The sequence below is a fragment of the Mesorhizobium sp. WSM3866 genome, from assembly GCF_002294795.1.
Taxonomy (GTDB): Bacteria; Pseudomonadota; Alphaproteobacteria; order Rhizobiales; family Rhizobiaceae; genus Mesorhizobium.
This window is the reverse complement of record NZ_NSGC01000003.1, coordinates 101634-114194: the sequence shown is the minus strand read 5'-3', so window position 1 is coordinate 114194 and position 12561 is coordinate 101634. Positions and strand designations below refer to the sequence as shown.

Annotated in this window: 15 protein-coding genes; 10 read left to right on the top strand and 5 right to left on the bottom strand. The window is 63.8% G+C overall.

The genetic code is table 11. From position 1 onward, the window contains the following. Positions 1-367: 367 nt before the first annotated feature. Positions 368-859, top strand: a complete 492-nt coding sequence (locus CK222_RS08635) for a DUF995 domain-containing protein (protein ID WP_245432980.1) — start codon at positions 368-370, stop codon at positions 857-859. Positions 860-1051: 192 nt separating this feature from the next. On the opposite strand, the gene galE is transcribed toward CK222_RS08635, so the two are convergent. The 3 genes from galE to CK222_RS08620 all read right to left on the bottom strand — a co-directional run bounded on the left by galE (position 1052) and on the right by CK222_RS08620 (position 4508). Beyond that, on the bottom strand, positions 1052-2185 hold the full coding sequence (gene galE, locus CK222_RS08630; RefSeq protein WP_095800324.1) for a UDP-glucose 4-epimerase GalE: 1134 nt from the start codon (positions 2183-2185) through the stop codon (positions 1052-1054). Then, positions 2185-3246, bottom strand: a complete 1062-nt coding sequence (locus CK222_RS08625; RefSeq protein ID WP_095800323.1) for a UDP-glucuronic acid decarboxylase family protein — start codon at positions 3244-3246, stop codon at positions 2185-2187. Before CK222_RS08625 ends, galE begins: the two co-directional genes overlap by 1 nt. A gap of 794 nt (positions 3247-4040) precedes the next feature. Then, positions 4041-4508, bottom strand: a complete 468-nt coding sequence (locus tag CK222_RS08620; protein ID WP_095800063.1) for a carboxymuconolactone decarboxylase family protein — start codon at positions 4506-4508, stop codon at positions 4041-4043. Between the two features lie 85 nt (positions 4509-4593). Here CK222_RS08620 and CK222_RS08615 point away from each other — a divergent pair, with 85 nt between their 5' ends. Genes CK222_RS08615 through CK222_RS08605 form a run of 3 tightly spaced genes read left to right on the top strand, consistent with a single transcriptional unit; the run spans position 4594 to position 6781 of the window. After that, positions 4594-5289 carry a TetR/AcrR family transcriptional regulator gene (locus CK222_RS08615; RefSeq protein WP_095800322.1) on the top strand — a complete coding sequence of 232 codons (696 nt, stop codon included), beginning with the start codon at positions 4594-4596 and terminating at the stop codon, positions 5287-5289. 12 nt (positions 5290-5301) lie between these two features. Next, positions 5302-5925: a hypothetical protein gene (locus tag CK222_RS08610; protein WP_095800062.1), complete on the top strand. Its 624-nt coding sequence runs from the start codon at positions 5302-5304 to the stop codon at positions 5923-5925. Between the two features lie 7 nt (positions 5926-5932). Continuing rightward, complete coding sequence (locus tag CK222_RS08605; RefSeq protein ID WP_095800061.1) at positions 5933-6781, top strand: 23S rRNA (adenine(2030)-N(6))-methyltransferase RlmJ; 849 nt, start codon at positions 5933-5935, stop codon at positions 6779-6781. Positions 6782-6805: 24 nt separating this feature from the next. Here the strand turns inward: CK222_RS08605 and CK222_RS08600 are convergent, their stop codons facing one another. Beyond that, entirely contained in the window at positions 6806-7561 is a 756-nt protein-coding gene (locus CK222_RS08600) for a helix-turn-helix domain-containing protein (protein WP_095800060.1), read from the bottom strand. Between the two features lie 181 nt (positions 7562-7742). On the opposite strand from CK222_RS08600, the gene CK222_RS08595 reads away from it, so the two are divergent. The 5 genes from CK222_RS08595 to CK222_RS08575 all read left to right on the top strand — a co-directional run bounded on the left by CK222_RS08595 (position 7743) and on the right by CK222_RS08575 (position 10729). Next, positions 7743-8165 (top strand): VOC family protein, encoded by a 423-nt coding sequence (locus CK222_RS08595; protein ID WP_095800059.1) that lies wholly within the window; start codon positions 7743-7745, stop codon positions 8163-8165. Between the two features lie 24 nt (positions 8166-8189). Next, complete coding sequence (locus CK222_RS08590; RefSeq protein WP_095800058.1) at positions 8190-8552, top strand: DoxX family protein; 363 nt, start codon at positions 8190-8192, stop codon at positions 8550-8552. Positions 8553-8662: 110 nt separating this feature from the next. Next, the gene (locus CK222_RS08585) at positions 8663-9115 is read left to right on the top strand and encodes a hypothetical protein (protein ID WP_095800057.1); all 453 of its coding nucleotides are present in this window, start codon (positions 8663-8665) and stop codon (positions 9113-9115) included. 202 nt (positions 9116-9317) lie between these two features. Beyond that, a complete protein-coding gene (locus CK222_RS08580) occupies positions 9318-9896 on the top strand; it encodes a TetR/AcrR family transcriptional regulator (RefSeq protein WP_095800056.1) in 579 nt (192 codons plus the stop codon). Next, on the top strand, positions 9893-10729 hold the full coding sequence (locus CK222_RS08575) for a DMT family transporter (protein WP_095800055.1): 837 nt from the start codon (positions 9893-9895) through the stop codon (positions 10727-10729). Before CK222_RS08580 ends, CK222_RS08575 begins: the two co-directional genes overlap by 4 nt. A gap of 20 nt (positions 10730-10749) precedes the next feature. Here CK222_RS08575 and CK222_RS08570 read toward each other — a convergent pair whose 3' ends face one another. Continuing rightward, positions 10750-11343, bottom strand: coding sequence for a TetR/AcrR family transcriptional regulator (locus tag CK222_RS08570; protein ID WP_095800054.1), 594 nt, complete (start codon positions 11341-11343; stop codon positions 10750-10752). Between the two features lie 739 nt (positions 11344-12082). On the opposite strand from CK222_RS08570, the gene CK222_RS08565 reads away from it, so the two are divergent. Then, on the top strand, positions 12083-12433 hold the full coding sequence (locus CK222_RS08565) for a hypothetical protein (protein ID WP_066995775.1): 351 nt from the start codon (positions 12083-12085) through the stop codon (positions 12431-12433). Positions 12434-12561: the final 128 nt, after the last annotated feature.

Here is a 12561-nt window from a genome sequence, read left to right as displayed (position 1 = left end):
AGGCGCCAAGATTCCGAGTCCTTCCGTGGTCGCCGGCCCGTTCAACGTTTCTGCTCCATCATAAGCGGCCGATCCTATAAACCAGCGGCTTGCCCATCCACAAGCTTTGGCGCGGCCGCAATCACTGTTCGCGGGCGATCCTGGCTCGCTGCGACGGGAAGGTTGACACCATTCCTCGAGCGGCAGTTAATATCACGTGGGGGCGGTAGCTGCGCATTGGGATCGAATACCCAATCTGGGTAGTGACGCCAGATCGAAAGGCGTCGTCGAAATGTTATCGCTCATCATTCCTGCAGTTCGAAAAATATTGCCGTCCAGACCAGCGCGGAGCGTGAGGTGCCGTCGTTCTGCGCGGCGCACGGACCTGATGCTTCTGCTCTTCTGCGGTGTAGTGGCGCTGTCCGGCGTTGCTCACGCAGCCGGCGCTGGGTCTCCGGCAGCGGCACAAGCAGGCACCACGCCGACGGCATTTGAGTTGCAGTTGTTCTATGCCGACCGCACCTGGAACTGGGAGGACGGAGCCGCCTATTTCGCCCAGGACAGGCGCATGCGTGCCTGGACGTCAAAGCCTGGTTCAACGTCCTTCGCCGAAGGCACATGGCATCTCAGCAATGATGGCAAGATGTGCATGGAGCTCGTCTGGCGGTCCACGGCCTATGCGGCACAGCCCATCCGCACCTGTTTCAGCCATCGCGTCCTGAACGGGACCGTCCAGCAACGGAGGGATCCGGATGGCCGGTGGTACAGCTTCAGGCACGCTTCGGACAATTCGGCCGACGAGTTCAAGAAAATTCAGGCGGGCGATACCAGGAGCGTCGATTTTGAAAAGGCCCGCAAGTTGGTCGATCCCAAGAGTTAGTCGCTGCTGGCGCACGTCCAGAAAAATGCCTAGAGCGGCTGGCCGTTTCACGGAAACGCCGACCCGCTCTATCTCTTTGCTCACGCAATTTCCGGACGGAAAACCGCTGCACACGTCCTGGAATTGCTCTAGCAGTTTCCGCTCGGAATTGTCCCGGCGGATCAAATCTAAGAGGCTCGCTGAGACAAGCCCTCAACCCAGCTCAGCGAGCCCACGCCCCGACACAGTACTCACAGGGACGACTGCCAGCCGTGCAGGCTGGCGTTTTTCCGCGGCGTTCATGCCGCGCGGCGCGCGCTTCGCGCGCGAGACGTCGGCGGACGCTTTGAAAGCCTTCGGCTTCAGGGCCGGTCGGAGCCCGAAGAAGGGCGCTGCCGTCCTGACGATGGTGTCGAGATCGGAAAATTCCGCCACAAAGCCCAACTGCTCTTGTGCAAGGCTGGGATCGGCGAACAGCCCGGCCGGGTCGCCGGGCCGGCGCGGTTTATAGGCGACCGGGACCGTCCGGCCGGTGACGCGGCCGACGGCCTCGAGGATCTCCTTTATCGAGATGCCTCGGCCGGTGCCGAGATTGACGGACAGGCTGTCGCCGCCGGCCTCGAGATGCATCAATGCCATGAGATGCGCGCGGGCGAGGTCGCTGACGTGGATGTAGTCGCGCACGCATGTGCCGTCCGCCGTCTCGTAATCGGCGCCGAAGACCTCGATCGCCTCGATCATGCCGGACGCCGCCATCAGCACCCTCGGAATGAGGTGGGTTTCGGGTGTATGCCACTCGCCAAGCTCGCCTTCGGGATCGGCGCCGCAGGCGTTGAAGTAGCGAAGGATCGCGTATCTCGTTCCATAGGCAGCGGCATAGTCCCTGATGATTTCTTCGCCCATCAGCTTGCTGCGGCCATAGGGGCTGATCGGCTTCTGCGGCGAGGCCTCGCTCACCGGCAATGCTTCCGGCACGCCATAGGTCGCGCAGCTCGAGGAAAAGATCACCTTGTCGATGCCGCTTGCCCGCGCGGCGTCCAGTACGGCAATGGTGCCGCCGACATTGGTCGCATAGTAATCCGCCGGCGCGCTGACCGACTCGCCGACATAGGCAAGGGCGGCGAAATGGATGATCGCCTGTGGTCTGTGAGTCTCGATCGCCCGCCGCAACGCTTCGCGGTCGCGGATGTCGCCGACGACCAGCGGCCCCCAGGCGACGGCTTTCTCGTTGCCGCGGCTCAAATTGTCGTAGACCACCGGCAAGTAGCCCGCCGCCGACAGCAGCTTGCAGGCATGGCTGCCGATGAAGCCGGCGCCACCCGTCACCAGAACGGGGCGGCGGGTCATCATGCCGTTGCCTCCCTGGCGGTTGATGCCTGGACCCTGCGCGGGGCGATGAACCGGCGTCCGCCCAGGACGGCGTCGAAATAGGCAGTGGTGTGGGCGAGGCCTTCGCTCAGCGCAACCTGCGGCTCCCAGCCGAGATGCTGCCTGGCAAACGAGATATCGGGCTTGCGCTGCCTGGGGTCGTCGACCGGCAGCGGCCGGTGCACGATGCGCGAGCGTGAATTCGTATAGTCGATGACCAGCTCGGCCAATTCCATGACGGTGAACTCGACGGGGTTGCCGAGATTGACCGGGTGCTGGGGGGCCACGGCGGCGTTCATCAGGCGCACGAAGCCTTCGATCAGGTCGTCGACGAAGCAGAAGGAGCGCGTCTGCGCGCCGCTGCCGTAGACGGTGATGTCGTCGCCGCGCAGCGCCTGGACGATGAAGTTCGACACCACGCGGCCGTCGTCGGGCCGCATGCGAGGGCCATAGGTGTTGAAGATGCGCGCGACGCGGACATCGATGCCGTATGTCCGTGAGTAATCGAAGAACAGCGTCTCGGCCGAGCGCTTGCCCTCGTCGTAGCAGGAGCGCGGACCGTGCGTGTTGACATTGCCGAAGTAACCTTCGGGCTGCGGATGCACCAGCGGATCGCCATAGACCTCCGAAGTCGAGGCTTGGAAGATCTTGGCGTTGTGTCGCCGCGCGAGCTCCAGAAGGTTGATCGAGCCGAGCACGCTGGTCTTGAAGGTGTGGATCGGATCGGCCTGATAATGCGGCGGAGAAGCCGGGCAGGCGAGATTGTAGATCTCGTCGACAGCCAGGTCCGTCGGCAGTTCCTCGACGATGTCGTGCCTGATGCAGGTGAAAGTCGCGTCACGCGCTATCGCTGACAGATTGTAGCGCTTGCCCGTGTGGAAATTGTCCAGCGCGATGACTTCATATCCATCGGCAAGCAGCCTTTGGCACAGATGAGAACCCAGAAATCCTGCTCCGCCGGCGACCAGCGCGCGTCCTTGATCGGCACGCCTCCGTCCCGGCTTGGTGTCCAGCTTCAGAACCTTGATGACCCTACCCATGGCGACCTCATACTCGCACACACCCACGCATCATCGTTCCGGGCCGGGGCAACAGCGTTGCCCGACCAGGTGAAATCATGGCGATCCCTCCGCATGCGCGGACTCGCCAGAAACGTGTGTTTTGTCTGAGTAAGCGGGGTCGTTGCCGTACGGCTTTATGTGCTGCCGCTCAGCGTCCCTTTGCCCCTAAGTCGCGATCCACGAACATGGTTGCCACCACCGCGGACTGCTCGCCCAAATTGCACACCCAACGTATAGAAAGATATACCTGTGCGCCGCATAGTCAACTAATTTAGGGATTCGTTAACGTTACTCTTTTGCTGTTGGTTAACTGTAGGCGTAGGCAGGCGCGCCTTTTGCGTCATAAAAAGGGCGGTTCCGTCCGGTTTTCCCGCGGTAAACACCGCGTGCCGCGGTCTTCGCAAAACTCGTCGAGCGTTAGGGCGGAAGGCTTCAAGGTGAAGAACAAGGAACGCGTCTGGCGCCGTCTCTCGGGCTCTGGCATTTCTTGCGGCCGGTCTTTCGGGCTAGAAAATTGCGCAAGTATATCTTAGCTCGCCAACAGGTAGATATGGCGAGCCCGCAGGCCCTGTCTGCGAAACGCGCTTTCCGAATTGATCGGGGCTAGGCGGCCGTGGTGACGACGGCTCCGCAGCCGTGCTGTCCGGCACGCCGAGATGGCCTCCCGGCATCGCCACCACTCTGAGGTGCACCAAAAAGGGGAGCACAAGGAGCAGCGCAGGTTGGACAACTGGACGCCGTGCATTCCTGTTTCTACTCCTCATAGCCTCTCCCTATTCTCCGCCCATCTCCTTCTTGAACTGGGCGAAGTCGACCTGCATGCCGTTGAAGATGGTGCTCCAGTGGCGGGTCAAGGCGGCCAAGGCGACTGCCTCCTGGATCTCCTCGTCGGTGGCGCCGGCGCGTTTGGCGTTCTCGGTGTCCGACCAAACACAATAATTGCAGGGGATTTGCGCCGCGACCGCCAGCGAGATCAGCGACTTCACCTTCGGCGGCAGCGCTGTCTTGTCGCTGATCTCGATTGCCTTGACCTCTGCCCACGCGCCGGGCAGACCGGCTTTCGGGAACTGCTTCATGAAGCCGGGCACGCCCCCAATGGCCGACTGGATGTCCTTGATGGCGGCGTCGTAGTCGTCGGCGCCGGCAGGCATGGTCAAGGCCGCGGTGAACGCGATAGCGGCGAGCAGCGAGGCGGAGCGAAGGCAGGAGTGCGCGCTTGAGATGATGCGAATGACAGGCATGGTGTTCTCCTCTGGTTTTTGTTAGCCTTACGGTGTAAGGTGATTTGGAACATGAACCTTACAGTGTAAGTTGTCAAGCGGCGCCATGGACTCACCGAGCAAGAAAATCCGAACCAGCGGAAAATTGTCCCGCGAGATGATCGAGGACGCGGCCTTTGAGGTAATCGAGCGGGAAGGGCTCTCCGGCTTCTCGATGCGCAAGCTCGCCGCCAGGCTCGGCTGCGAGGCGATGAGCATCTACCATCACTTTCCCTCGCAGGCGCATCTCTACGAGGCGCTGGTCGATCGCCAGATGAGCGGGCTCGTGATCCCCGATGACAGCCTTCCTTGGCGTGAGCGGGCGCGCATCGGTATGCAGGAATTCCGGCGTGTGGCGACGGAGCATCCGGCCTTCGCGCCGTTCATCGTCGTCTATCGCATGAACTCGCCGCCCTGCCTCGCCAAGTTGAACGCCATCATCGGCCTGTTCGAGGATGGCGGCTTCGGACCTGAGCTCAGCGCCCGTCTGTTCCGCGCCGCCGGTTATTATCTGATGGGCGCGATCCTCGACGAGACCGCCGGCTACGCCAAGGGGCCGTCGGCGGTCACCACGGTCAGCGACGAAGAATTGCAGCGCGACTATCCCAGTGTCGTGGCGGCCGCGGCTTATTTTGGCACAAGCGGTTTCAACAAGACTTTCGAGCTTGGCCTGGAGATGTTTCTGGACGAGATGGAGCGGATTCGCGACGCTGCCCGGGACGAGGCCGCCAAAAGTGGCGATCGCGCCCGCAAGAAACTCTAACCAGGGCTTTCAATGCGCTTCCTCTCGGTTCTTGTCCTCATCGCCGGCGCTGCCATCGGGGTCTTTTATCCCTGGGCGGTGAGCAATTTCTCCGGCCATGCGATCGGCACCTGGCGCGTCTACGAGGGCGGCCGCTTCCGGCCGGCGACCGTACGGCTCGCTGCGCGCGACGCGCCTGTTCGCGTGCTGGTCGACCTCACCGCGCGTGCCGAGCGCGTCGCCTCGCAGCAGCACACGGTGCTGACGCTGACCGCGGCAAGCGGCGGCCGCACGGCGCTCGCCTCGACGCTCTCCTTCAACCACACCGACAATCCACGCCAGGTGAGCCCGCAGCTGCCCGACAAGATCTTTCGCGACGAGGCCGGTGTGATAGAGACGGTCACGCCGGGCGCTTACGTCTTCACTGTCGGTCCGGGCGATGCGGACGGGATCGACATGCGCGCCGTCGACCTGATCTTGCGTGCGGGCACCGGCTCGGTCGACGAACGCGCGCAGCCGGCCGGTTACACGCTGATGGGAGTCGGCTTGACTGGACTGGTGCTTTCGCTGGTCTTTGGGCGCGGCAACAAGCCGCCGCAGAATCCCAACTCGCAGCCCCCGCCGCCGCGCTGGGGCCGCGGCGGTTCGCAAAGGTGAAGGCGGCATGAATTATCGCCACGCCTACCACGCCGGCAATTTCGCCGATGTCGTCAAGCACGCGGTGCTCAGCCGGCTGGTCGAGTATCTGAAGCAGAAGGACAAGGCCTTTCGCGCTATCGACACTCACGCCGGCATCGGCCGCTACGATCTCGCGTCGGTGGAGGCCGGCAAGACGGGTGAATGGCAGGGCGGCATCGGCCGGGTGTCCGAGGCCGCGCTCGAGCCTCGGACGGCGGCGCTGCTTCAGCCCTATCTGGAAGCGGTGCGCTTGGAAAATCCCGACGGCGGTCTGCGCCGCTATCCCGGCTCACCGCTGATCGTGCGCCATCTCCTGCGCAAGCAGGATCGGCTTACGGCGATCGAGTTGCATTCCGAGGACGCTGCGCGGCTCAAAGCCGTCTTCGCCGGCGACATCCAGACCAGGGTGATCGAGCTCGACGGCTGGTTGGCGCTCGGCGCGCATCTGCCGCCGAAGGAAAAGCGCGGGCTCGTGCTTGTCGATCCGCCCTTCGAGGAGGAGGGCGAGTTCCAGCGTCTCGTCGAGAACCTGCGCCGAGCGCACCGGCGCTGGCCGGGCGGCGTCTACGCGCTCTGGTATCCGATCAAGGATCGCAAGGCGGTCGCCGCCTTCCGCGCCGCGCTGAAGGAGACTGGCATTCCAAAACTGCTCGACATCGGCTTCGAGATCCGGCCTGCCTCGAGCGAACCGAGCCTCGACGGCAGCGGCCTTGTGGTGGTGAACCCGCCCTTCACGCTGGAGGCCGAATTGCGGCTGATGCTGCCGGCCTTGCATGGAGTGCTTGCCGTCGAACAGCCGTCGCGCTGGACGATCGAATGGCTGGCCGGTGAGTGAGACCGGGACCAGCCGAAGACTGAGCTACGCCAGCGCCGAGGGTGTCACGCCGGTCAGCCGCCGGGTTTCGCGGATCAGATGCGCCTGGTCGGCGTAGCCGGCCTCGATGGCGAGCAGCGCGGTCGAGGCATCGCTATGCCGTCGCTGCAGGCGCCGGAAGCGGTGGAGGCGCAGGATGCGGTCGAGCGTCTTCGGACCATAGCCGAAAGCGTCCTCGAAACGCCGGCGCAGCGTCCGCTCGCTCATGTTAAGGCGGTTGAGCAGATAGGGAACCAGCGGGGTCTCCGGCGACAGGCCTTCATCAATAACCTCGAAGGCTCTGCCCATCAGCGCATCAAGTGCATCGCGCCCCTCTGTATGCGCTCCGACTTTATTTTCCAGCTGCCGCACCATGCCGGCGAGGTCAGGCGCGGCCTTGACGCGATCCGACAGTTCGCGGGCACGCGTACCCCATAAGTCCTGGAGGCTCAGCCGCCCGCCGACGATTTCGCCGGCCGGCAGGCCGAGCCACCCGGCGGCCGCGCTCGGCCGGAAACGGAAGCCGATGATCACGGACCCGGGGGGAAGGCGCTCGATCTGCGGCTCCTTGTCCGGTCCGGCCACGCGGAAGCGACCTTCAATCCATTGCAGATCGATGGTCGCGTCCGGCGTGATGACGATTGGCGGGACGTCCTGCTTCGCCATGCGATGCACCCAGACGACGGAGAAGGCGCCGGCCAGGCCTCGCGGGACGGGCCGTTCCCGAAAGAAGCCGGTGGTCTGCGCCAGGACCGCTTCCATATCTTCTCCGATCTGCTTCGGCGTCCTCTGGCGGATCCGCTTCGGCCATTTTGGCCGAAATCTTCAATGCGGGTCGCTTCCGCCGTGGCAAAACAGATGCAGCCTCTTGGCGCGTCCAGCGCCTTCACTGCGCCGCATCCGGTCGCGGATGTGGTGACGAATATAGAAGGGAGTGAGAGAAATGAAAGCTCGCATCACCGTCTTCACCCTTGGCGTCGACGATCTGGAGGCGTCGCTCAAATTCTACCGCGACGGCCTGGGCCTGCCGACCGAAGGCATCATCGGCCGCGAGTTCGAGCATGGCGCCGTCGCCTTCTTCGAGCTTGCCGGCGGCTTGAAATTCGCGATCTTCGAGCGCGCGAACATCGCCCTCGACGCCACCGTGCCGCAGAGCGGCCGCAGCCCGACCGAGTTCACCATCGGCCACAACGTGGCGAGCGAGGCCGAGGTCGACGCGACCATGGCCGAGGCCGTCAAGGCCGGCGCGCGCGTCGCCAAGCCGGCGCAAAAGACCTTCTGGGGCGGCTATGCCGGCTATTTCCAGGATCCCGACGATCATCTCTGGGAAGTCGTCTACAACCCCGCTTTCATCCCGAAGGATTGACCCGGAAGCCAGCAGGAGGTCGACATGTCGATCGATACCATTCAGGCGATAGGCGCGCTTCTCATCGGCGGCGTGTTCGTCTTCGCCGGCATCGAGCACTTCCTGAAATTCAAGGCTATGTGCGACTATCTGGCGAGCCGGAAGTTTCCGGCTCCCGCTGTCATGCTGGCAGCCGGCTCAGCCCTCGAAGTCGTCGCCGGCCTGATGCTTGCGCTCGGCCGTGCCGTGCCTTTCGCCGCCGGCGCGCTTGTCCTGTTCACGCTGTCGACGAACGTCGCGCTGCTGCGCTTCTGGGAGTCCGAAGAGCCGGAGCGGCAGGTGCTGCGCAACGCCTTGCTGATCAACCTGGCCGTCGTCGGCGGACTGCTGGTGGCGGGAACCGTCTGACAGCCGGACCGCATCTGGAACGATGATTTGGGAAACCATTGTCTTCACAACCGCTTGACCGCCGCCAAGCGAATCCGCACAGTGCGCGCAACCGACCTTGAGAGGCTGTCATGACTCGCTTCGCCCGTTCCGCCCTTGCCGCGCTGATTTCGCTTCTGACGCCGCTTGGCACGTCGCTTGGTTTCACCCAGGCAGCGCAGGCCGCCGACGTTGCCGTTTTAACCGAGGATGACGGCAGCGTCTGCGCCGAGGCCTGGGTGCTGAGCAAGATCACCGATCGCTTCAGCTATCAGGTTCATCATGTGCCGCACCTGCCGGATGTCGCGATCACCGATTTCCATAACATCCGCCTGCATCGTTATCTGCCGTCGAGCGAGAGATGGCCGATCGGCCGGCACTATTGCCGCGCCACCGTCAGCCTGTCGGACGGCCGCGACCGCTCGATCTTCTACCTGATCGAGGAAGGCCAGGGCTTCGCCTCGATCGGCGACAATGTCGAGTTCTGCGTCTCCGGCTTCGACCGCTGGATGGTTTATAACGGCCGCTGCCGCGTGCTTCGGTAAGAAGCCGCCGATCCATTCCCCGGCCTGCGGCCTTCAGGCCGCAGGACACTCAGTGCGGCCCGCCGACCGCATCAGTCCGATCGCGAATATTGTGAGCTTGCCGGCTATCGCCGGAAGCAAATCGGCTAATCGGCCGCCAATTGACAACTGTCGAACCGTTGCCTAAAAAGAGACAGACCTGTCTCATCACGCGGCAGCATAAATGCCCTCATCGCCCTCCGCCAAACGCCAGCATGTCGTCGACACCGCGTATTCGCTGTTCAAGCGCGACGGCTTCCACGCCACCGGCATCGACCGAATTATTGCCGAGGCCAACATCGCCAAGATGACGATGTACCGCCACTTCCCGGCGAAGGACGACCTGATCGTCGCGGTGCTAGAGCACCGCGCGGCGCGTTTCGAACGCCAGCTCGACCGGCTGGCCGCGTCGTTGGACACGGCGGAAGCGAAGATCTTCACGATACTGGACTGGCACGAACGCTGGTTTCGCGATCCGGCTTTCCACGGCTGCCTGTTCGCGCACGCGCTCGCCGAGTTCGGCGATCCCGATCATCCGGTGTTCAAGGCAGCCAGCCGCCAGAAGAAGGGTTTGCGGGCGCGCCTGCGCGCCATCCTGGAAGAAGAGATGCCGCCGGAGCGGGCCGAGGGCGTCGCCACGGCGCTGCTGATGCTGATCGAGGGCGCGACGCTGATGGCCCAGTTGGGGGAGGCTGATGCCGCCATCGCCAATGCGCGCAAGGCGGCTTCCGCCATCCTCGCCGGCGCGCGGGGCCCCCAATGAACGCGACGGTCGTCGGGCTCGCGCTGTCCGCGGCCATTTTGCATGCCAGCTGGAACGCCTTCCTACGGACCGGGGCCGACAGGCTGTGGACGGTCACAGTCATGAGCTTCTCGAGCACTGCCGCTGCTATTGTCCTGGCGCTCTTCCATCCGCTGCCGGCTGCGGCTGCCTGGCCCTATGTCGTGCTGTCGGCCGTCCTTCAGGTCGGCTACAGCGTGTTCCTGGTTGCCGCCTACCGCTATGGCGAGCTCGGGCAGGTTTATCCGATCGTGCGCGGCAGCGTGCCGCTGCTGGTGGCGCTCGGCGGCTTCCTGCTGGCCGGCCAGCGGCTCGCCGCGCCGGAACTCATCGGCGTCGCGCTGGTCGCCTGCGGCATTATGGGTCTGTCAGTCGGGCGGGGCAGGGCCTCAGTGACATCGATCCTCTACGCGTTGGCCACCGGCGTCATCATCGCGGCCTATGCGACGGTCGACGCGATCGGCGTGCGCGTCGCCGGCGACAGCGCCGCCTACACCGCCTGGGTGCTGCTGATCTACGGTGCCCTGCTGCCGGCGGCTTTCGTCGGCCTGCGCGGCAGGCTCATTGTCGACCTGCGTGCGCCGGAAACACGCAAGGCCTTGAGCGGCGGTCTATTCGCGCTGCTGGCCTATGGCGCGGTGGTCGCCGCCTTCGCGCTGGGGCCGGCCGGGCCGATCACCGCCATCCGTGAGACCAGTGTCGTCTTCGCGGCCTTCATCGGCCGCTTTTTCCTCGGCGAGCAGTTGACGCCGCGCCGTATCGGAGCCTGTGCCGTCGTCGCGCTGGGCGCGATCTGCCTCGGCTATCGACCCTGACGGCGTCGGTCTCGCGCTGGTCACGCTCGCGCGCCCTGGCCGGACAGATAGGCGCAGATCAGCTCGCCGAGTTGCTTCTGCAGCTCCGGCGCATCGAGCATGTTGCGGCGCGCCGCATTGTGGATCACGCCCTCGACGGCGGAGGAGAGCACGCGCGCCACGGTCTCGGTATTCTTCAGGCGCCGGCGGTATTGCGCGACGGCCGCCGCATAGTGCTCGAGATAGCGGGCTTGGAACGAGGCATGCGCGGCGCGCGAGCCGCGGTCGCCCGGCGTCTCGTCGAGTAGCACCTGATGCAGCGTCGGGTGAATGCTGTGCGCGACGATCATGCCGCGCACCAGCTCGCGCGCGAATTGCCTGAGCGGCTTTTCCTCGGCCGCGGCTTCGCGAATGACGGACAGCACATGGTCGAAGTGGCGGCGTCGGATGGCGTCGACCAGCGCAAGCTTGTCGGGGAAATATTGATAGAGCGACCCGATGCTCACGCCCGCGGTCTCGGCCACCTTGTTGGTGCTGAAGCCCGCCCAGCCGATCTCGCTTAGAACGCGGGCACCTGCTTCGATTATCGCCTCGACGGTGGCGACCGAGCGCGCCTGGCGCGGCTCCTTGCGCATGCGCGGGGCTGGCTTTGCAATGCGAGTAGACATCCCCAACCTGCCTCCCGAGAATATAAGCAGAATACTCACATTTGGCCTGAGAGCAATTCCAGGAAAAGTGCGAAGCGGTTTTCCGTCCGGAATTGCGACCAAGGAAGAACAGCAATTCCAGGAAAAGTGCGAAGCGGCTTTCCGTCCGGAATTGCGACCAGGAAGAACAGCAATTCCAGGACTGTGCGCAACGGTTTTCTCCCCTCGGAACTTGCGAGGAGCATGGAACGGCGGAGTCCTCACGCCGTCTGCAGTGGAGCCTGAGCGGATCAAGCTCTCCAGCGGCAGTTTTTTGAATGTGAGCTGTAAGCTCGCTTTTTGCCGCGCAAGCTTTGCCCCTTCGCCGGTTCGGTTCTGCTCCGCCTTGACTTGTAGATCTTTCCGCTGGACAAGATGAGGTGCTTTGTATGGTGTGCGTTGTCCATTATGAGCAATACGCTCACATTCTACGCTCTGCGCGGCATCAAGATGTCTGGATGATCCGGCGATAGAGAGCATCGGGAATTCTCGACGGCGCAATTTCACTTCGACGGGCAAAGATTCTCTGTCGTTTTTTTTGCCGATGCCCTTGTCAACGCGTCTTGCGTAACCAAAATTCAATAACTGAATTTCATTGTGTTGCTTCGCTGGCTAGATAGCCGCGAGTCAGATATGCATGAGCACGCCGGGTCACTCACGACCTTGGGCAAAACGCAAGGGGCATCGCATGGCAAAGACGACAACCAAGGCGCCGGCGGCGAAAGCGCCGGCAAAGAAAGCGGCACCGAAGGCTGCCGCGAAACCTGCAGCAGCGAAGAAGGCAGCGGCACCGAAGGCAGCAGCCAAGGCTCCGGCCAAGGCAGCGGCAAAGCCTGCGGCGAAGGCTGCGGCTAAGCCGGCCGCGAAGGCGGCAGCCAAGCCCGCCGCGAAGGCGGCAGCGAAGCCCGCCGCCAAGAAGCCGGCAGCGAAGGCAGCGGCCAAGCCCGCCGCCAAGGCGCCGATGAAAGCAGCAGCCGCCAAGTCGACGGCAGCCGTGAAGAAGGCAGCGCCTGCCAAGAAGGCGCCGGCCAAGAAGTAGTCGCGTAACTTCGCTCGCGAGCCTGAACAGGCGAGGGTGGGTGCCGTCGAGGCGCCCCTCTCGCCAGTTCGGCGTAACAGCGGGCGAAGTGGATCGGTAAAGGCCTGTCCTGAAAGCTCCTGGAAATT

Coding starts and splice junctions, on each gene's coding strand:
- CK222_RS08565 (WP_066995775.1), top strand. CDS start 12,083: ATGGCAAAGACGACAACCAAGGCGCCGGCGGCGAAAGCGCCGGCAAAG.
- galE (WP_095800324.1), bottom strand. CDS start 2,185: ATGACCCGCCGCCCCGTTCTGGTGACGGGTGGCGCCGGCTTCATCGGC.
- CK222_RS08585 (WP_095800057.1), top strand. CDS start 8,663: ATGACTCGCTTCGCCCGTTCCGCCCTTGCCGCGCTGATTTCGCTTCTG.
- CK222_RS08575 (WP_095800055.1), top strand. CDS start 9,893: ATGAACGCGACGGTCGTCGGGCTCGCGCTGTCCGCGGCCATTTTGCAT.
- CK222_RS08610 (WP_095800062.1), top strand. CDS start 5,302: ATGCGCTTCCTCTCGGTTCTTGTCCTCATCGCCGGCGCTGCCATCGGG.
- CK222_RS08595 (WP_095800059.1), top strand. CDS start 7,743: ATGAAAGCTCGCATCACCGTCTTCACCCTTGGCGTCGACGATCTGGAG.
- CK222_RS08605 (WP_095800061.1), top strand. CDS start 5,933: ATGAATTATCGCCACGCCTACCACGCCGGCAATTTCGCCGATGTCGTC.
- CK222_RS08635 (WP_245432980.1), top strand. CDS start 368: ATGCTTCTGCTCTTCTGCGGTGTAGTGGCGCTGTCCGGCGTTGCTCAC.
- CK222_RS08615 (WP_095800322.1), top strand. CDS start 4,594: ATGGACTCACCGAGCAAGAAAATCCGAACCAGCGGAAAATTGTCCCGC.
- CK222_RS08600 (WP_095800060.1), bottom strand. CDS start 7,561: ATGGAAGCGGTCCTGGCGCAGACCACCGGCTTCTTTCGGGAACGGCCC.
- CK222_RS08580 (WP_095800056.1), top strand. CDS start 9,318: ATGCCCTCATCGCCCTCCGCCAAACGCCAGCATGTCGTCGACACCGCG.
- CK222_RS08625 (WP_095800323.1), bottom strand. CDS start 3,246: ATGGGTAGGGTCATCAAGGTTCTGAAGCTGGACACCAAGCCGGGACGG.
- CK222_RS08620 (WP_095800063.1), bottom strand. CDS start 4,508: ATGCCTGTCATTCGCATCATCTCAAGCGCGCACTCCTGCCTTCGCTCC.
- CK222_RS08590 (WP_095800058.1), top strand. CDS start 8,190: ATGTCGATCGATACCATTCAGGCGATAGGCGCGCTTCTCATCGGCGGC.
- CK222_RS08570 (WP_095800054.1), bottom strand. CDS start 11,343: ATGCGCAAGGAGCCGCGCCAGGCGCGCTCGGTCGCCACCGTCGAGGCG.